Below are 19,045 nucleotides of genomic sequence, written 5' to 3'. Positions count from 1 at the left end.
CGCCGCCGCTCCCACACCGGAACGACGGACGCCTCCTTCCTCCCATCCAGCCGGTCAGGACTGCCACGATGGATCTCGTTACACCCGTTATTCCGGGCCTTGTCTGGGCCTATCAATTCCACCCCGGCACAGCCCCGTGCCGCCGGCTTGCGCCCGATGCCGGCTTTGATGAAATGGCCGGATGCGCCGGGTTCTTCTGGTTGCACCTCAACCTTGCGGATCAGCGTGTGGCGGGTTTTCTCGAGACCATCGACGGCCTCGACCCGGCGGCGCGCGCAAGCCTCACCACCCATGAGACGCATCCTTCCATCGTGGTCGATGAGAAATCGCTCTATGGCACGTTGGTCGATTTCCAGCGGGAATTCGACAAGGAAACGCGCGATTTCGGCTGGCTGCATTTTGCGGTGAGTGACCGTTTCATCATCACCACCCGCCTGCAACCGCTGCATTCGGTGGACCGGCTGAAGGCCGCGGTGGACAAAAATTCCAACCGCTACCTCACGCCGTCGCATGTCTTCGAGGGGCTGGTGGCGGAATTCCAGCGCTCGCTCATCAATCTGGTGATGGAGACGACGGAGGAACTCAACGCCATCGAAGATCTGGTCTATGACAGCGAGACACGCGACGAACGGCGGCGTCTTGCCCCGCTGCGCCGCACGGTGGTTCGCCTGCACCGGCATCTGCGCACTGTGCTGACCCTGATGCGGCGAGCTTCGGCCGCCGATGATGACGAGATGCCGGATGGTTTCGAGGATGTCGCCTCACGCCTGATGGGCCGTCTGGAGGCTGTCGATCACGACGTCTACGCCCTGCAGGAGCGGGCAAGGCTGCTGCATGAGGAAATCGATTCCAAGCTCTCCTCCGAAACCAACCGACATCTTTATATCCTGTCGCTGATGACGGCGTTCCTGCTGCCGCCCTCGCTGGTGACCGGTTTTTTCGGTATGAACACGGATGAACTGCCGTTTACCGTCGGCACCGGCGGCACGCTGTCGGCCAGTATCTTCATCGTTATTTCGGTGGCGCTTGCCTGGTTCGTGCTGAAGCGCGCGCGAATCCTGTAACGCAAAGAGCCGCCCGGTATGATCGGACGGCTCTGTCAATTTCAGCCTGGCAAGCCATCAGCTATAAGGCGAATAGCAAAGCTGGCGCGGGCCGTGATAGGGTTGGAAGGTGTTGGTGCGGGCATCGTAGGAACGATAGCGACCATAGCACCAATTCACATGCGCCTGGCTCAGACCGCCACGATAGATCGGGCGGTATTCCCGATAGACCGGGCGCGGACGATATTCCGGAACCGGGCGGTAGACTTCACGCGGCTGCGACAATGCGCCGCCGATGATGGCGCCCGTCGCAAAAGCTGCGAGCGGGAACCAATAGCCGTCGTGGTGGCGGTAACCCGGACGATATTCGCGATAGCCGCGATGACCGCGATACCAGCCGCGGCGATCGCCCCAGCGGTCGCGATCGCGCCAATATTGCGCGTTCACGACATTGTTGCCGGCGTCACTGCCGGCGGTCTCGACGCTCTTCGGTGCGGTCGGCAATGGCATTGCCGCTTCCGCCGGAACGATCGCTCCCGCAACCACGATTGCAGAAAGACCGGCAGCCAGGATATTCTTCATATAGCTTTTCATCTGACTTCCTCCATCCACGACGGTCAACAGGCCGCTGTCCGTGAATAATAACACTTTTTTCTTCCCATTGGGCCAGTTTGTTTCATCTGGCTGCAACTTACGCAATACAGGCTAGGCGTTTGCGCCTGAACCCAGCATTAACGGCGTCATCACGCTTCGTTTATCGACAGCGGCGCTGCAAAAGCAAAAGCCCGGATTAATCCGGGCTTTCGAAAAACCGTCATCAGCGGCTGTAAGGCGACACGCATATGCGGCGCGGACCGTTATACGGCTGGTAGGTGTTGTCATAGGCGCGATACGAGCGCCAGCGGTTTTGACACCAAGCCACATGGCTGCCGCCATAGGCCGGACGCGGCTGCTGCATTGCGCCGCTGATAATCGCACCTGCCGCAAAGGCTGCCAGCGGGAACCAGTAACCGTTGTGGTAACGGTAACCCGGCCGACGATCGCGATAACCACGGTGACCGTTGTACCAGCCGTTTCGATGCGGTGGCGGGCGGCGCATGTGTCGCCCATCCCAATGGCGGCGACGATCCCATTCACGGTACTGCACCGGCACCACATTTTCAGTCGCCACAGCCGGCTTCGTCACCGGAACAGGAACCTGAAACGCCTGCGATGGGGTAAAGCTGGTCAGGAACACGACAATCGCTGTCGCGACACTCGTTCTCCGGAAATTCATCATGACCTTCCTCCATTTGCTTCAGCGCGTTGACCGCGCCTTTTTCACTCACTCGCTCTTGTCGGAGATCAAGGTTAGCCCCCGCTCTATGCCCGAAAAGAATTCGATGACGTGCAAACGAATTTAGGAAAATTTGGTTCCATGACAACCATCCGGTGAATGAAGGAGGTTTGAAACGCCTGCTGGCGTCAGGCCTCCACCTTCACATCTGTCAACGGGCGCGAGCAGCAGGCGAGAATATAGCCTTCCTCGATTTCCTCGTCGAGAATGCCGCCATTGTGGTTCATCTCCACCTCGCCGGAAAGCTTCAGTACCCGGCAGGTGCCGCAGATGCCGGATTCGCAGGCCGCCCCGATACGGACGCCGGCGGCGCGCGCCGTCATCAGGACCGTCTGGCCGGGCTGGCAGGCCATCTCTTTTCCGGAAAGGGTGAAACCCACCATCGACAGCGTTTCGCCATCCGCACCAGTAAGTACGGTTTCACCAACGGTGACCGGCGCAGCCGGCGCGAAGCTTTCCTGATGATAGCGCCCCATGTCGAAACCGGACGCGTCGAGCATCGAACGGACCGCTGCCATGAACGGTTCCGGGCCGCAGCAGAAGACGGTTCGCTCCATGAAATCGGAAGCCAGCAGCGCGATCTTGGCCTTGTCGACCATGCCTTTCAGCCCCGACCACAGATCGGTGCGCCCGCATTTTTCGACAATGAAGCCGAGCGACAGGTTCGGCATGAACCGGGCGAGATATTCCAGTTCGTGACGGAAGACGATATCGCCGGGCGTGCGCGAACAATTGATGAAAGCAATATCGCTCTGCGGGGCGCGGTCGCTCATGTCGCGCACCATCGACATCATCGGCGTGACGCCGGAGCCTGCCGAAATGAACAGATATTTGTCGCCGGGATGCTTTACGTAGGAAAAGTCGCCGAGCGGGCCGAGCGCCCGGATTTTCATGCCGGGTTTCAGATTGTCGAACATCCAGCGCGTGCCGATGCTGTTGGCCTGCGCCTTGACCGTGACCGACAGCGCATAGGGCCGCGACGGGCTGGAGGACAATGTGTAGGTGCGGTAAAGCGGCTCCTTGCCCACCGGCAGTTCCAGCGTGACGAACTGGCCCGGCAGATAACGGAACCAGTTCTGATCCTCCGAACGGAACAGAAACGTCATCACATCCGCCGTCTCGGGCGTCACCGAGATGCATTCCAGAAGCTGGAGCTTGTCGCTCCAGGGCTTCATCTCATCAATATGTTTATAGGTCACAACCATATTCATCTTCGCATCACGCTACAGCCGAAAGCCGGGACTTGTCGCCCGAGAGCCGGTCGATCATGAAATCGGAATACCAGTTGACGAACTGCATCACGCCACCTTCGTCCTCCATGGAATAGGGGCCGGGCTCATAGGCGGGGGAACGGATGCCGAAGGCATTTTCCTCGACGATGCGGCGATCCTGATCGTTGGTCTCGTTCCAGACGTGGGTGAGGTCTTCGAGATCGTAGTCCACGCCTTCGACGGCATCCTTGTGCACCAGCCATTTGGTGGTGACCATGGTCTCCGTGGCGCTGAGCGGCAGCACACGGAAGGAAATGGTGTGGTCGCCGAGGAAATGGTTCCAGGTCGTCGGGTAATGGAACAGCAACAGCGCGCCGATATGGCTGATGCTCACATCATCAGACAGCGGCCGACGCACGGCGGGCTTGCCGGACATGGTGTAGCTCTCCGCCTCACCGATCAGCGGCATACGGGCGACGCGGAACTGTCCGTTCTTGTCGATCTTGAAACGGCTCGGCAGGCCGGCGGCCTCGCAGCGCGCCCAGTGGCCGCCGATCTCGGGATCGCTCGCACCGCCGTCCGTTCCCGTCACGCTCGGGTTTTCGGGATAGGTGCGGCACAGTTCCGGGTGGTTTGCGGCGCAATGGTAGCACTCGCGGTTATTTTCCCAGACGAGCTTCCAGTTGCCCTTTTCGATGATCGTGCTCTCATGCGCGACCTTCGCCTCCCAGATGCGGTGCGGGGCCATGTAGCTCTCGACTTCCTTGCGCATCGGCTCGAAATCGGCCGGCTGATCGGCAAGGCAGATAAAGACGTAACCGGCGACGGTTTCGCAGGCGACCGGCTTCAGGCCAAAATCGCCCTTGTCGAACTCTTCGCCCATATGGCGCGCAAACAGCAGCTTGCCGTCGAGATCATAGGTCCACTGATGATAGGGACAGACAAGGCGGGCCGACTGGCCCTTCTGCGTGGTGCAGACGCGGGAGCCGCGATGGCGGCAGGAATTGTGGAAAGCGCGGATTTGCCCGTCACGGCCGCGAACGATGACCACAGAATAAGCGCCGACCTGCACAGTGAAATAGCTGCCGGACTTCTGGACTTCGCAATCATGGCCGACAAACAGCCAGTCGCGATACCAGATGGTTTCCATGTCCAGTTTGAAATAATCCGGGTCCGTGTAGAAGGGCTGCTCCAGGCTGAAGCCTTCGCGGCGGTTTTTCAGCTGGCGCAATACGGTATCACGCAATTCCATGGCCAAATCCTCGATCAAACCGCCCTGCCCGACACCATTTGCGGGGTTGCGGAAGCATGTACTCATCTAAACACCGGCGGTCATTTGCGGCAGCACAGACAGCGACATCGGCTTCCGCATTGGCGACAAATTGCGACATGCGCAATCCGCCGCCACAAGCCATTCCACTGCTAAATCCGACAGCTATTTAGCGCCTGCAACGACGTCGCAATATGACGCATAATACCGCACTCTTTACTCCCCACCCGTAAGAAAACGGGGGATGCGGCGCAACGGAGTATTAACGCACCCCAATTTATCTTGCCGGACCGCAGCAACGAGGGTGTTCCTGGTGGAGAAGGCGACACGCATACGCTATTTCGATGCGAGCAGGCATTCGGTCGCACCGATACGCTCGAAGACCGCGCATTCCGATTTTCTGCGGACAGGGCGCATCAGCCGTTATGAAGAGCGATGGCTGCCGAAAGAACGTGCCTATTACAGCCATGACGAAGTGGCTGCTCTGACGGGGCGAAAGCTGGAAGCTGCCGCCGACGCCACCCACAGCCGTCTGAACGGCTTTCACCAGTCCATCCGTTTTCCGAAGATGGTTTTTCACCATCTGCTCAATGACCGGCCGCATCTCGGCTATTGTCACGTCACGGCGGCGAAAACCAGCTTCGATGCCGAGCGCCATGTGCTCTGGTCCTTTTATTTCGCGAATTTCTTCGCCGAGCTGAGCGGGGCTGAAAACTTCTTCGAAAATATCGATGCGCGCTACTCGCGGATGTATTTCGCCGTCGCCATCAACGCGCTTCCCGACCAGGAGGTCGCCGTCGATACCTCCGTGCATCGCGGCGGCCTGCTGTTCCAGACCCACGATCCGCGCGTGGCGCTGAAAAACGTGCTGATGCTTGGCGCGCGGTCCGAGGAGATGCGCAGGATCATCAAGGCGATATAAAAGCCGCGATAGCGATTTCCATTCCAGCCTGAAATACGCTATTGACCGCCCTGAAAGGCAGCATCATGGCGCGTCACATCAACATTGAACATGAGCGGGAAACAGCCCTGCAAGCATCCGTGGCGGAGCTTGCCGCCGGCCAACCCATCGCCCTGCCGACGGAAACCGTCTACGGCCTTGCCGCCGACGCCACCAATCCGGCGGCGATCACCCGCATTTACGAGACGAAAGGCCGGCCGCAGTTCAACCCCCTGATCTGCCACATGGCCGATATCGCCATGGCCGAACGTTACGCCGTCTTCGATCCCATATCGCTGAAGCTCGCAAAGGCCTTCTGGCCCGGCCCGCTGACGCTGGTGCTGCCGCTGAAGGCGGGAAGCGACATTCATTCGCTGGCGACGGCCGGGCTCGATACGGTCGGTATTCGTGTGCCGCAGGGTTTTGCCGGTGATCTGATCCGCCGATTCGACAGGCCGCTCGCCGCCCCCAGCGCCAATAGTTCCGGCAAAATCAGCCCGACAAGTGCAGCCCATGTGGAGGCGGATCTTGGCCAGAAGATCAATCTCATTCTCGATGGCGGCGCGGCCACCGTCGGCGTCGAATCCACCATCGTCAAGGTGGAGGAGGATGGCCGGGTGCGGCTGCTTCGTCCCGGCGGCGTCGTCACCGAGGATATAGAACGCGTTGCGGGAAAAAACCTCGACCGGCCGAAAAAGGCCGCCGCCGCCATTGAGGCGCCGGGAATGCTGGCATCGCATTATGCGCCGGGTGCGGCCGTGCGCCTTCACGCCACATCGGTTCGGCCAGGTGAAGCGCTGATCCGATTCGGCGGCGTCGCCATTGCCGGCGAAGAGATGGCGCGCGCCGTGCTCGATCTCAGCCCTTCCGGCGATCTTGCCGAGGCCGCCGCCAATCTATTCGATTATCTGAAAGCCGCCGATGCAAGCGGCGCAGACATGATCGCGATCACCGCCATTCCCACCCATGGCCTCGGAGAGGCGATCAACGACCGCCTGTCCCGCGCCGCCGCGCCGCGAGGCTAACGGCGCCCAATCCTTTCGCCCATGTTTCAAAAGCCAGCGAGACGCCGCCCATGACGACCACCGCCATCCCCTCCTCCGACATTCTCGACCGCTTTGCCGTCATTGTCGGCGAAAAGAACGCGGTCCGCGACCCGGCGGAAATGGCGCCGCGCCTCGTGGAAAATCGCGGGCTTTATCGCGGCGCCTCGCCGCTGCTCATCAAGCCCGGTTCGGTCGAAGAGGTTGCCGCCATCCTGAAGCTCGCCAGCGAAACCGGCACCGCCATCGTGCCGCAGACCGGCAACACCGGCCTCGTGGGCGGACAGACACCGCGCGCTGATGGCACCGACATCATCCTGTCGCTGGAGCGCATGAACCGCGTTCGCGATATCGATCCGGTCGCCAATATCATCGTAGCGGATGCCGGCTGCATTCTCGATGACATTCACAAGGCTGCTGATTCCGTGGAGCGGATGTTCCCGCTGTCGCTCGGCTCTCAAGGGTCCTGCCGCATCGGCGGCAATCTCGCCACCAATGCCGGCGGCACGGCGGTGCTCGCTTATGGCAATATGCGCCAGCTCTGCCTCGGGCTGGAAGTCGTGCTGCCGACCGGCGAAATCTGGAACGGGCTGCGCCGGCTGAAAAAGGATAATACGGGTTACGATCTGCGCGATCTCTTCATCGGTTCCGAAGGCACGCTTGGCATCATCACCGGCGCGGTGCTGAAGCTCTTCCCGAAGCCACTCGGCCATCAGGTGGCCTTTGCGGGGCTCACCTCCACCGAAGACGCGCTGAAACTGTTCGAAATGGCCTCCAATCTCTGCGGCACGGCGCTGACCGGCTTCGAACTCATGCCGCGAATCGGCGTCGAATTCACCGCCCGGCATATTCCCGGCGTGCGCGATCCGCTGGAACAGCCGCATGACTGGTACGCGCTCATCGATATCTCCACCTCCGATTCGGCCGAGACGGCGGATAGCATGATGCAATCGCTGCTGGAGCGCGGTTTTGAGGCCGGGCTGGTTCAGGATGCGGTGATCGCCGCGTCCGAAGCGCAGCGGCAGGCGCTCTGGCATATGCGCGAAAGCATGTCGGAGGCGCAGAAACCCGAAGGCGGCTCGATCAAGCACGATGTTTCCGTTCCGGTGTCGAAAATACCGGAATTCATGGCGACGGCGGAAAAGGCGGTTCTTGCCACCATCCCGGGCGCCCGCGTCTGCGCCTTCGGACACCTGGGCGACGGCAATATTCACTACAATATTTCCCAGCCTGTGGGAGCCGACAAGGCCGAATTCATTGGCCGCTGGCGGGACATGAACGAGATCGTGCATGGCATCGTGCTGTCGCTCGGCGGCTCCATTTCGGCCGAACACGGCATCGGGCAATTGAAGCGCGACGAGCTGGCGGCCATCCGCCCCGGCATCGAAATGGAACTGATGCGGCGCATCAAGCACGCTTTCGATCCCGCCGGCATCATGAACCCCGGCAAGGTTCTGGCCGGCTAAAGCGGCCTCAAGCTTACGCCGAGGCCCGCAGCGCCCAGGCGGGCACCATTTCCGCATTCAGCCGGCGCGGCTTCTGCGCGCCGACAAATTGTGTCAGGCTCATGCCCGATTTCGCAATCGACACCGCATGCTTCTTTGGCAGAAGATATCCGTGTTCCAATGGCGGAATACGCCGCAGCATACGGCTGAAGACATTGCGCCGGTGATAGCGAGAGGGCGAAAAACGGGCCGGCTGCGCGCAGATCGCCACATATTCGAGAATCTCGTCGATCCAGCCCGCCTGCGGGCGCGCGCCGGGCTCAATCAGAAGCAGCCAGCCGCCGCGTGCAGACTTCACCACGTCTTCGATGTCCCACTGCCCATAAAAACGGCAGCCGGCGGCATCGGCGACGCGCGACGATCCATCGCGCGAGCCGTGATCGAGAATCACAACATCGCTTACAAGCCCTTCCACGGCCCCGGTGACGAGCGCAGACAATGTGTGCGCCAGTTCCGGCTCGTGATCCCGGCATTCCATTATGACTGTCAACATCTGCATAGCTCTAACGCATCGCACAATAAATTGCCACTACGCTCGTCGCGGTAAAAATCCAAGGCTGTCCTTGCCCACCTGGCGCACAGTCTCCGGACGGGGCCGCGCCCACCTCTGGAGAACGAGCCGAATTTGCAATTTTGTTCTTGTATTGTTCTCATTCCTGATGTAGGAATTTAATCATTCGGAAGGCGGTTGAAAGCCTGTCCGGATGGAAACGGTTTAGGGCGTTGAGCGTGCCTCGAAAGGCGTGCGGCGTCCTGGGAGCATCCAGATGAGAAACCATACGCTTTCGGGGCAGGCTGCATTCCAGCCGAGCCATATGCCGGATATTGCCAATGCGCTGGCCGATGCATCCGGCCTGCGCATCGAGATCGACCGCCGTCGCGGCCGTGGCGCCGGGCTGAACCCGGATGGACGCTTCGAGACACTGCAGCACGAGGTTTTCGACGATGGCTGGCAGACTCTCGAGGACATGCCGGAATTCCGCACCGAGGTGCAGGTGGAAAAGCCGCGCAGCATCATCACCCGCAATGAATCGCCCGACATCCCCTTCGACCGCTCCATCAATCCCTATCGTGGCTGCGAACATGGCTGCATCTATTGCTTTGCGCGCCCCACGCACAGCTATATGGGGCTTTCGGCCGGGCTGGATTTCGAGGCCAAGCTCTTCGCCAAGCCGGATGCGGCAAAGCTGCTGGAACGGGAACTGGCGAAGCCGGGCTACAAGCCGCGGGTGATCGCCATCGGCACCAATACCGATCCCTATCAGCCGATCGAGCGCGAATGGCGCATCATGCGGCAGATACTGGAAGTGCTCGCCAAGGCCGATCATCCCGTCGCCATCGTCACCAAATCGGCGCTGATCAAGCGGGATATCGATATTCTCGCGCCCATGGCCAAAAAGGGGCTCGCCAAGGTCGGTATTTCCGTCACCACGCTGGACCGGAAGCTCGCGCGCAACATGGAACCGCGCGCCGCCACGCCGGAGAAGCGGCTGGAAGCCGTCAAGGCGCTGACCGAGGCCGGCATTCCCGTGGCCGTGATGATGGCGCCCGTCATTCCGGCGCTCAACGATCATGAGATCGAACGTATTCTCGAGGCCGGCAAGGCCGCCGGTGCGACCGAGGCGTCTTATGTGCTTTTGCGGTTGCCGCTGGAGGTGAGCCCGCTCTTCCGCGATTGGCTGCTGCGCAACTATCCGGACCGCTACCGTCATGTCATGTCGCTGGTGCGCTCCATGCGTGACGGCAAAGACTATGACGCGGAATTCGGGAAACGCATGAAGGGTGCCGGCCCCTATGCCTGGCAGATAGGCAGGCGTTTCGAGATGGCGACAAAAAGGCTCGGCCTCATCCGCCGTGGCATCCACCTGCGCGACGATCTCTTCGTGCCGCCGGGCGGTGCAGGCGTGCAATTGTCGCTGCTTTGAAAGACCGATGCTGAAAAGAACTCCGCCTGATCGAAGCACCATACGGAACGTGCGGCGATATCAGGCAGACTATGACAGGGAGCGGTGGCTCTTTTATAGACCCGCCACACTCCCACGAAATGCCCGGCGGGTTTTCCCTGGCCTGCCGGACATTGCCCCCGGAACCGCCGCCTCGCGTGCGATCGTTTTTCCTCCGCCGCCCCGTTGGAGGATCAAAGGTCATGATGACCTCAGGGGCACGGTGAGCCACGCCCCTTGACCCCGGCTCACCGTGCCTGTCATCGCCCGCTTCCGGGGGCTTGCAGGAGATCGGGTGTGTATGCGAGTTTCGCCGCATGAAACGCACGGCCACACCCGATTCTCCTGCTCTTTTCGACCTTGCCGATACCGGCCCGGATTTTTCCTTCGAACTGGAAGCGAAAAAGAAGGGCCTCTGGCCCGTGGCCGGCACGGATGAGGCAGGCCGGGGACCTCTGGCCGGACCGGTGGTTGCGGCAGCCGTCATTCTCGATCCGGACAATATTCCCAAGGGTATGGACGATTCCAAGAAGCTGACGAAGCAGAAACGGGAAAGCTTGTTCGTCCAGATCATGGAAAGCTCGATCGTATCCGTCGCCTCCTCCGGCCCCGGCCTGATCGACAGCATGAATATCCTGCGCGCCAGCCTCGACGCCATGCGCCGCGCCGTGCTGGGCCTCGAAATCTCCCCTGCCCTCGTTTTGGCCGACGGCCGCGACCGCCCGCCCGGCATCGCCTGCGAAGCCAAGGCCGTCATCAAGGGCGATTCCCGCTCCCTCTCCATCGCCGCCGCCTCGATCGTCGCCAAGGTGACCCGCGACCGGATGATGGAACGCGCGGGTGTGGTGCACACATCCTACGGCTTCGAAGGCCATGCCGGTTACGGCACGCCGGCCCACCTGCGCGCCATTGAAAACCACGGGCCTTGCGTGCTGCACCGGATGAGTTTCAGGCCGCTGAAGCGGGATTGATCACAACTAATGGAGTTCCAACCAGAACAACCGCTATCGACCCGATCTGGACATCGACGAGCAACTATGCGCACCGTAAATCATGTCCCTGACGCAAGATCTCGAGAAAATTCTGGCAACCGTCCTGCCAACCGATCCCAGCTTTCGCCGGATCGAACAGGCGGCGATAGACAGCTGCATTTGTGACACCCGACGTTATGCTTTGGAGGGCTCCAAAGAGGCCTTTCTGTTTTCCGCGATGCGCCTGCTCGCACTTCCTCAAAACGGACATACACGGCTGATCCCGAACGATTGCATCTCGGTGCTGCCGCTGAGGTTCGTGAGCGTCGGGACGGCGGTGCAGTTAACTGAAACGGCACTGGAAACGACTGCACCAAGAGGAGAGCTGATAGCAGTCAACGGCACACCGTTGGGCCAAATTGAAGCCGCCGCAGAAGAATTTCTGGCAGGAACGCGTCAGAGGAAAAGGGTCATCGGACCGATTCTTCTGGCATGGCCGTTTGCATTGACCCGCCTCGGTTTCTCTTCAAAAGAGAATACGACCGAATATTGCGTGAAAGACGCTAATGGGCGGATATCCAATTTCAAACTGGAGAACGGGCAGACAGTTCCTGCACCGATGCTTTACCCGAGAAACGAGCATGGCAAGGCTGATCCAGCCTGGAAGCCCGAGCGATTTGTGGAGATCGAGGACTGGCAGGGGCTTGGGCTTTCAATATCATTGCCAAGTTTCTTCGATCCAAGCGAAACTGCGCTGCCGAAAGCCATCTCCGGTGCAGCGGAGCATGTAAGCGCCTGCCCGAACAAAAAACTCTTGATTGACGTTCGCGGAAACACCGGTGGCGACTTCCTTCAAACGATGCCCTTGATCGACGCCATCTCAGAAAACGCAGGCGGGCAGGTCGCTGTGCTTGTCGACAAATTCACGTTTTCCGCAGCGATAGTATTTGTAGCCATTCTCAAACATCGTCTGGGACGCAGGCTCAAACTCATCGGCGAAGAAATGGGCGACGGGTTAAGTTTTTTTGCCGAGGGAGGGTTACTCGATTTGCCTGTCAGCGGAGCGGTCGTTCGATACTCATCGGCCTTTCACGACTGGGAGAACGGAACCAGCAACGAAACCACACCGGCTGAAATCGCGCAGCAAATGGTCCCGGCAGGAAAACTGAATTTAGATTGGGAATGGGTCGTAAGGTCTACTGCTGAGAACGCACAAGGCGCATTCTACCAACAAGTTCTAAAGAGTCTGAACGATTAGACGAACGGCGGCTAAGCCCACACTGCTGACGGTCGACCCTCGGAAAATGCTGCGCCAGGTATGGAATGGCCGCCTTCGCTTTCGGCGCCACGGCAATCAGCGATGCACACTTCATCCGTTCGCTTCTGGCGCAAAGCGGAAGCGCAATCCGACATTGAGTATCAAAAACAATAAAGCCAATCACCGCCCCTCCGACGGAGGCCTGCTGGAGCGCATGCCGCATTTCCATAGTACAGGCGGCACCATATCCCGAACCAGCTTTTCCACCTCAAACAAAAAACCCCTCACGGCGTGCGCCGGAGGGGTTTTGAACAATGCCGAGATGAACTCAGTTCAGCTTAGACTTCACTTCGCCGATGGTGTTGGCGAAAAGTTTGGCCTTTGCGGCAGCCGTTGTCTTTTCCGCCAGCAGCTTCTCGGAAGCGGCGATGGCGATGTCGACGGCGGCGGAACGGACGGCGCCGATGGCGTCTTCTTCGGCCTGCTTGATCTTCTGTTCCGAAAGGGCCGTACGGCGGGCGACGAATTCTTCCGTCTTCTGCCTGGCTTCTTCCGTCAGCGCTGCTGCTTCGCGTTCAGCGGCAGCAACGATACCTGCGGCTTCGGCTTCTGCTTCCTTGCGCTTGCGCTGATATTCGGCCAGCAGGTGCTGAGCCTCTTCGCGCAGGCGCTTGGCTTCGGCCAGCTCGCCCTGGATGTTCTGGGCGCGCTCGTCCAGAGACTTGGCGAACATGCCGGGAACCTTGAGATAGGCGATCAGAACGAAGAAAAGGACGAGACCGACGAGAGCGAAAAATGATGCATCAAATGCCATATCAGGCTCCCTTCACGGCAGAAGCGGCAGCGATGGCGGCCTTGACGTCGGCATCCTTGACCTTGGCGCCGACCAGCTGGTCAACGATTGCGGTCGCGGTTTCCTCGGCGATGGCGCCGACATCGGCGAATGCCTGATCCCTGATGCCTGCAATGCGCTTTTCGGCGGCGGCAAGCTTCTCAGCAAGTCCTGCCTCGATTGCGGCGCGGTCGGCATCAGCCTTGGCCTTGGCGGCGTCACGAGCCGCGGAGCCTATCGAGCTTGCCTTGGCGCGGGCTGCCGCGAGTTCTTTTTCATAGGTCTCGACGGCTGCGTCGGCTTCGCTTTTCAGCCGTGCCGCTTCGTCGAGATCCTGTGCGATGCGTCCATGACGGTTCTCGAGAATGCCGCCGACGCGCGGAACGATGACCTTCTGCATGAGCAGGTAGAAAAGGCCAAAGGTGATCGCCAGCCAGAGAACCTGCGATGCATAAGTGGACTGATCGAACGGCGGGAATACGCCGGAAGCGCCGTGTTCGGCGCCGTGCGCCACACCGGTTTCCGTGTGCGTGGCTTCCGGTTGCGGCTGGCCGACAGCCGGAGTTTCCGTATGCGTTTCACCTACGGTCGGTGCTGACTGGGCATAAGCCTCGGTCACGAACATGCTCACCTCCAGGGGTACTGCAAATGCGAAGGATCACGGCACGCCAGTTGCGGGCCGTGATCCAGACCTGATGCCGGTATTAAACAGCGAACAGGAGAAGGAGAGCTACGAGCAGCGAGAAGATGCCCAGAGCTTCCGTAACGGCGAAGCCGAATACCAGACGGCCGAACTGGCTGTCGGCAGCAGAGGGGTTGCGCAGTGCGCCGGACAGGTAATCACCGAAGATACGGCCGAGTGCGAGGGACGTACCAGCCATGCCGAGGCATGCGAGACCTGCGCCGATGTACTTTGCTGCTTCCGCTTCCATGTGAGACTCCTTGAGATATAGGTTGTTGCGGCTATCTTTTGGCGCCCGTTGCCGGGGCCAGCGACTTTACTTCTCAGTGACCACCATGCACGGCGTCGTTCAGGTACATGCAAGTCAGTACCGCGAACACATAAGCCTGCAGGAAGGCAACGAGAAATTCGAGAGCGGTCATGGCGACCGTCATGATGAGAGGCAGGACTGCACCGCCGACGCCGAGTGCGCCGAGCGCACCCATGGAGGCGACGAAGCCTGCGAAAACCTTGAGCGTGATGTGGCCGGCCAGCATGTTCGCGAAAAGACGAACCGAAAGGCTGATCGGGCGCGACAGGAACGAGATCATTTCAATCGACGCGACCAGCGGCAAAAGCGCCTTCGGAACGCCCGAAGGGGCAAAGATGCCGAAGAAATGCAGACCGTGCTTGTAAAAACCATAAACGACGACCGTGCCGATAACGAGGCAGGCGAGCGCGAAGGTGACGATGATCTGGCTGGTAACCGTGAAGAAATACGGGAACATGCCGAGAAGGTTGGCCGTCAGCACGAACATGAAGAGCGAGAACACGAACGGGAAGAATACCATGCCCTTCTTGCCGGCGCCTTCGCGCAGCATGGAGGCGATGAATTCATAGGACATTTCGGCAACGGACTGCATGCGCGTCGGGATCAGACCGCGGTTCGACGTTGCGAAATAAAGGAAACCGGAAGCCGCAGCCACGGTCGCGACCATGAAGAGCGACGCATTGGTGAAGGAAAAATCGACGCCGCCAATTTCGATCGGAATGATCGGCTGCACCAAGAACTGATGGGTCGGATCGTTTGCCACCGGCTGCCCTCTTTACCTGTCGCCGCCTGTCGCGGCATCTCAACTGTAAGGAAAAACAGCCTAAAGGCCGCCTTTTCCACCCTCATCCTGTCTGTCCGCCTTCTCAAGTAGCGGCGGCTTGGCCACCGCGCCCGTGGAGCGCAACACATTCAATACGCCTGCGCAGAAACCGAGAAGAAGAAGAACGATCATCCCCCACGGCGTCGTGCCGGCAAAATAGTCCAGAAGATAACCCAGCATAGCGCCGACCACGATGGCAGAAATGAACTCCGATGAGAGCTTGACCGCCATCGCAAAACCTTTCCGGTTTTCCGCAGCGTTGGTCTCCGCCCTCACTTCCGCCTCATCCTCCGCCTTCACCTTCGCCAACTCATCGGCTAGGCGCTTGCGACGCTCGTCCAGACTATCGTCACGGTTGCCAGTCATCTTAAAATCCCACCCATTTTCTCCGTTCCAGCCATGCCAGAACCCTTTGGAGTTGTAAACGGTGACGGATTAAGCCTGTTCCAGCCCGCTCTGAAGTCGCGCGCAACATAGGTTTAGGGGCTTCTCTAGTCAAGGCACTGTCGACGGTTGTTTCGACACAAATTAATCATGCAAAAACAATGGCTTGACATCAAGTCGCGGTTTGGCGGCGATGTTTCCCCAGGGAATCGGCATTTTTGACACGCAAAATGCGACAAATTGGCGGTGGTATCAGCTCCAGCCGCCGCCATAGGTACGGTAAAACACGTGCAAACCTATCCTGCCGACCTTTTTCATCGTGCGACCCCAGGCGGGACGCACATAAACGGCGTGATAGTGGGTTGCCGATCCCACTTCCTTCAACCAGATTTTGCCAGCCGTTGTGGCCATTGCCACTTCGCGCGCCATTTTCCAGTGGCGTTCGGAATTCACGCGATCCTTGATATTGTCGCAGGCGAAGGAAAACTGGCAGCGGTTGCGCCAGTCCTTGTTCTGGTAAACGACACCGCAGATGGTTTTCGGATAGGCGGGATTGCGCACGCGGTTGAGGATGACCTGTGCGACCGCCGCCTGTCCCTTCACCGATTCTCCGCGCGCCTCGAAATAGATGCCGGAGGCGAGGCATTGTTGTTCGGCTGCCGAAAATACGGCGGCGGGCAAAGGGGTGGCCGCCCAGGCGTGGTCGCCCTCGGCGATTTGCGGCACGAAACGGCCGGCGTCGGGCTTCTTGAGAATGGCGTCGAAGGGTGACTCGCGGGCGAAATCCGGTTCGGCCGGCGCATAGGCCGTGGCCAGAATATCCGGCGTACGATTGTTGATGAGTTCGGCCAGCATCGGCGAGACGCTTCTGTCCGCCTTCTTTTCCTCGCGACGGAAATAGAAGGAGGCGAGTTCCACGTCCTTGCCACGCTTCGGTTTGACGAAAGCGGTGCGGTCCTTACGCTTCAGCGGCTCGATGTCCAGCATGCTGGTGCGCTGCAAGACGGAACCGGCGGTGAAAGCCTTGGGCGGCTGCATGATTTCGGTGGCGACGACACGACCCTTCTTGGCGGCGCGGTTGACGCGCTCGCTGTCGGGCGTCGTTGCCTCGCCCTTCTTATTGGTGACGAAAGCGACCTTGCTGCCATTGGGCAGGGTCATGCCGCCGCCGTGCAGCGCCGCCTCCCCTGCGGCATCGTTGAAGGTGAGCGAGGCATTGTGCACCGAGCCCGCCGGAGAGGCCGTCAGCACCATGCGCCATTGCTCGCCGCCATTATCCAGACCGGCCAGAAGCGAGGCCAGATCCGCGCGCGCAGCGAGGGAGGGAAAAACGAGCCAGGCGGCAAGGCCGAAGACGACGGGCGAGGTCCATTTTGACGCCCACGCCTCACGGGACACGGGGGACCGACGACGCATTACTCTTTTCGAACGCAAAACCAGCACTCCGAACACCGACAACCAAATTTGCTACAGGTGTTCGAGAATCTCTTATTAACCTTGATGCTTGGTTAACGCCGCGCGCGGACGCGGATTCACGTTAATGTGTAACCATCTTCTAATAGTCACACGACGACGTGCGAACCCAACTCCACCACGCGGTTGGCCGGAAGGCGGAAATAATCCGAGGGATCGGCGGCGGTTTCGGCGAGCGCGATGAACAGGCGGTTCTGCCAGCCCGGCATGCCGGATTTCGGATCCGGCACCAGCTTGCGGCGGCCGAGATAAAACGAGGTCGACATGATGTCGAACTTGTAGCCGGTGCGTCTCAGATAGCCCAGCGCCTGGGTGACATTCTGCGTCTCCATAAAGCCGAAATGCAATTCGACCACGGCAAAACGGTCGCTCAGCTTCGTCAGCGTATAACGCTCTTCGGGGTGGACGCGCGGCTGGTCCTCGGTGCGGATCGTCAGGATGACGTTCTTGTCGTGAAGGACGTGGTTATGTTTGAGATTGTGCAACAGCGCCGCCGGCGCCGTCTCGGGATCGCCGGTAAGGAAGATTGCCGTGCCGGGCACACGCACCGGCGCATGGGCGCTCTCCTTTTCCACCGAGGCGACGAAGGCCTTCAGCGGCACATCGATGCGGCGGGTCTTGGCAAAGAGTATCTTTGAGCCGCGCTGCCATGTGGTCATGATGATGGTGAAGGCGATGGCCAACAGCACCGGCACATAACCGCCGTCGTGGATCTTCAGGAGGTTCGCTCCGAGGAAGATCAGTTCCAGCAGCAGAAGCGGCGTCAGCACCGCAAGCGCCAGCCAGATCGACCATTTCCAGCGCTTGCGCACGAATTCGAAGAACATCAGGCTGGTGACGACCATCGCGCCGGTCACGGAAATACCGTAGGCGGTGGCAAGCGCATCCGAACTCTTGAAGGTGATGACCAGTGCGACGACGCCGAACAAGAGGATGGTGTTGACGGCCGGAAGGTAAATCTGCCCCGTATTGGTTTCCGAGGTGAAGAGGATTTCCATGCGCGGCAGATAACCGAGATGGATCGCCTGGCGCACGAGCGAAAACGCGCCCGTTATGACCGCCTGGCTGGCGATGATGGTGGCGGCGGTTGCCAAAATGACGGCCGGCAGGATCGCCCATTGCGGGAACATCAGATAGAAGGGATTGGACATCGCCGCCGGGTCTTTCAGTACCAGCGCGCCCTGCCCGAGATAATTCAGCGTCAATGCCGGGAAAACCAGACAGAACCACGCCCACTGGATGGGACGACGGCCGAAATGGCCGAGATCGGCGTAAAGCGCTTCCGCCCCCGTGATCGTCAGAAAGACCGCGCCGAGCACGACGACGCCGTAGAAACCTTCATTGGCCAGAAATTCCACCGCATGCCACGGATTGAAGGCGAAGAGGATGCTGAAGTCATCGGCGATATGAAGAAGACCGGCCAGACCCATGACGATGAACCAGACGGCGGTGATCGGTCCGAAGAATTTCGCCACCGTGCCCGTGCCGTGGGACTGGATGGCGAAGAGGCCGATGAGGATGCCGACGGAAATCGGAATGATGAAGGCGTCCATTTCCGGCGTGACGAGCTTCAGGCCTTCCACCGCCGAAAGCACCGATAGCGCCGGCGTGATCATGGCGTCGCCCAGAAACAACGCCGCGCCGATGAGGCCGAGCACGATGAGAACGCTGCGGTGGGTACCCGCCGTCTTCATCAGCAGCGCCAGCAGCGAGAGCGTTCCGCCCTCGCCGTCATTGTCCGCACGCAGAAGAAGCGTGATGTATTTGAACGTCACGATGATCGTCAAAGCCCAGATCATCAGGGACGTGAGGCCGATGACTTCTTCCTGCGTCACGCCGTCATAGGCGATCGGCCGAAGGGCTTCGCGGAAGGCGTAGAGCGGGCTGGTGCCGATATCACCATAGACGACGCCGATGGAACCAAGGATCGCGGCATAAAGCCCTTTGTTCTGATGCTTGTCATCCGCATCCGGTTTCTCGGCAACATCCTTGTCGACGATTTGAGACATGATGATCCTGGC

The 19,045-nt window shown here is 60.0% G+C and carries 19 protein-coding genes; 7 read left to right on the top strand and 12 right to left on the bottom strand.

Annotated elements, in window-relative coordinates; translation table 11 throughout:
- Positions 1-68 precede the first annotated feature (68 nt).
- Positions 69-1,064: a transporter gene (locus PL597_RS04930; RefSeq protein WP_269823279.1), complete on the top strand. Its 996-nt coding sequence runs from the start codon at positions 69-71 to the stop codon at positions 1,062-1,064.
- Between the two features lie 57 nt (positions 1,065-1,121).
- On the opposite strand, the gene PL597_RS04925 is transcribed toward PL597_RS04930, so the two are convergent.
- From PL597_RS04925 to PL597_RS04910, 4 genes are all read right to left on the bottom strand, one after another.
- Positions 1,122-1,637, bottom strand: a complete 516-nt coding sequence (locus PL597_RS04925) for a BA14K family protein (protein WP_271364687.1) — start codon at positions 1,635-1,637, stop codon at positions 1,122-1,124.
- A 223-nt stretch (positions 1,638-1,860) separates the two neighbouring features.
- On the bottom strand, positions 1,861-2,322 hold the full coding sequence (locus PL597_RS04920; protein WP_137409862.1) for a BA14K family protein: 462 nt from the start codon (positions 2,320-2,322) through the stop codon (positions 1,861-1,863).
- Positions 2,323-2,507: 185 nt separating this feature from the next.
- Positions 2,508-3,590 (bottom strand): hybrid-cluster NAD(P)-dependent oxidoreductase, encoded by a 1,083-nt coding sequence (locus PL597_RS04915; protein ID WP_089153226.1) that lies wholly within the window; start codon positions 3,588-3,590, stop codon positions 2,508-2,510.
- A gap of 7 nt (positions 3,591-3,597) precedes the next feature.
- On the bottom strand, positions 3,598-4,842 hold the full coding sequence (locus tag PL597_RS04910; RefSeq protein ID WP_077983039.1) for an aromatic ring-hydroxylating oxygenase subunit alpha: 1,245 nt from the start codon (positions 4,840-4,842) through the stop codon (positions 3,598-3,600).
- A 331-nt stretch (positions 4,843-5,173) separates the two neighbouring features.
- Here PL597_RS04910 and PL597_RS04905 point away from each other — a divergent pair, with 331 nt between their 5' ends.
- The 3 genes from PL597_RS04905 (at position 5,174) to PL597_RS04895 (ending at position 8,309) form a co-directional block, all read left to right on the top strand.
- On the top strand, positions 5,174-5,782 hold the full coding sequence (locus PL597_RS04905) for a DUF6656 family protein (RefSeq protein WP_162520482.1): 609 nt from the start codon (positions 5,174-5,176) through the stop codon (positions 5,780-5,782).
- Positions 5,783-5,847: 65 nt separating this feature from the next.
- On the top strand, positions 5,848-6,825 hold the full coding sequence (locus PL597_RS04900; RefSeq protein WP_271364715.1) for an L-threonylcarbamoyladenylate synthase: 978 nt from the start codon (positions 5,848-5,850) through the stop codon (positions 6,823-6,825).
- A 50-nt stretch (positions 6,826-6,875) separates the two neighbouring features.
- On the top strand, positions 6,876-8,309 hold the full coding sequence (locus PL597_RS04895; protein ID WP_269823281.1) for an FAD-binding oxidoreductase: 1,434 nt from the start codon (positions 6,876-6,878) through the stop codon (positions 8,307-8,309).
- A gap of 13 nt (positions 8,310-8,322) precedes the next feature.
- Here the strand turns inward: PL597_RS04895 and PL597_RS04890 are convergent, their stop codons facing one another.
- Positions 8,323-8,841, bottom strand: a complete 519-nt coding sequence (locus PL597_RS04890; RefSeq protein WP_003521054.1) for a hypothetical protein — start codon at positions 8,839-8,841, stop codon at positions 8,323-8,325.
- 274 nt (positions 8,842-9,115) lie between these two features.
- On the opposite strand from PL597_RS04890, the gene PL597_RS04885 reads away from it, so the two are divergent.
- The 3 genes from PL597_RS04885 to PL597_RS04875 all read left to right on the top strand — a co-directional run bounded on the left by PL597_RS04885 (position 9,116) and on the right by PL597_RS04875 (position 12,520).
- On the top strand, positions 9,116-10,273 hold the full coding sequence (locus PL597_RS04885; protein WP_020810756.1) for a PA0069 family radical SAM protein: 1,158 nt from the start codon (positions 9,116-9,118) through the stop codon (positions 10,271-10,273).
- 335 nt (positions 10,274-10,608) lie between these two features.
- Entirely contained in the window at positions 10,609-11,262 is a 654-nt protein-coding gene (locus PL597_RS04880) for a ribonuclease HII (RefSeq protein WP_271364686.1), read from the top strand.
- An 82-nt stretch (positions 11,263-11,344) separates the two neighbouring features.
- On the top strand, positions 11,345-12,520 hold the full coding sequence (locus tag PL597_RS04875) for a peptidase S41 (protein ID WP_271364685.1): 1,176 nt from the start codon (positions 11,345-11,347) through the stop codon (positions 12,518-12,520).
- Between the two features lie 328 nt (positions 12,521-12,848).
- Here the strand turns inward: PL597_RS04875 and PL597_RS04870 are convergent, their stop codons facing one another.
- From PL597_RS04870 to PL597_RS04840, 7 genes are all read right to left on the bottom strand, one after another.
- A complete protein-coding gene (locus tag PL597_RS04870; RefSeq protein ID WP_271364684.1) occupies positions 12,849-13,334 on the bottom strand; it encodes a F0F1 ATP synthase subunit B in 486 nt (161 codons plus the stop codon).
- 1 nt (position 13,335) lies between these two features.
- Positions 13,336-13,977: a F0F1 ATP synthase subunit B gene (locus PL597_RS04865; RefSeq protein WP_077982849.1), complete on the bottom strand. Its 642-nt coding sequence runs from the start codon at positions 13,975-13,977 to the stop codon at positions 13,336-13,338.
- A gap of 79 nt (positions 13,978-14,056) precedes the next feature.
- Positions 14,057-14,284, bottom strand: coding sequence for a F0F1 ATP synthase subunit C (locus PL597_RS04860; RefSeq protein WP_003494147.1), 228 nt, complete (start codon positions 14,282-14,284; stop codon positions 14,057-14,059).
- 73 nt (positions 14,285-14,357) lie between these two features.
- The gene (locus tag PL597_RS04855) at positions 14,358-15,107 is read right to left on the bottom strand and encodes a F0F1 ATP synthase subunit A (RefSeq protein WP_271364683.1); all 750 of its coding nucleotides are present in this window, start codon (positions 15,105-15,107) and stop codon (positions 14,358-14,360) included.
- Between the two features lie 60 nt (positions 15,108-15,167).
- Positions 15,168-15,533, bottom strand: a complete 366-nt coding sequence (locus PL597_RS04850; protein WP_077982850.1) for an AtpZ/AtpI family protein — start codon at positions 15,531-15,533, stop codon at positions 15,168-15,170.
- A gap of 270 nt (positions 15,534-15,803) precedes the next feature.
- A complete protein-coding gene (locus PL597_RS04845; RefSeq protein ID WP_162520480.1) occupies positions 15,804-16,967 on the bottom strand; it encodes a cell wall hydrolase in 1,164 nt (387 codons plus the stop codon).
- 146 nt (positions 16,968-17,113) lie between these two features.
- The gene (locus PL597_RS04840) at positions 17,114-19,033 is read right to left on the bottom strand and encodes a potassium transporter Kup (RefSeq protein ID WP_080791263.1); all 1,920 of its coding nucleotides are present in this window, start codon (positions 19,031-19,033) and stop codon (positions 17,114-17,116) included.
- Positions 19,034-19,045: the final 12 nt, after the last annotated feature.

It is taken from the genome of Agrobacterium sp. ST15.13.013 (assembly GCF_027956525.1).
GTDB classification, from domain to species: domain Bacteria; phylum Pseudomonadota; class Alphaproteobacteria; order Rhizobiales; family Rhizobiaceae; genus Agrobacterium; species Agrobacterium salinitolerans.
The sequence above is the reverse complement of the archived record's forward strand: the minus strand, read 5'-3'. Positions and strand labels throughout refer to the sequence as shown.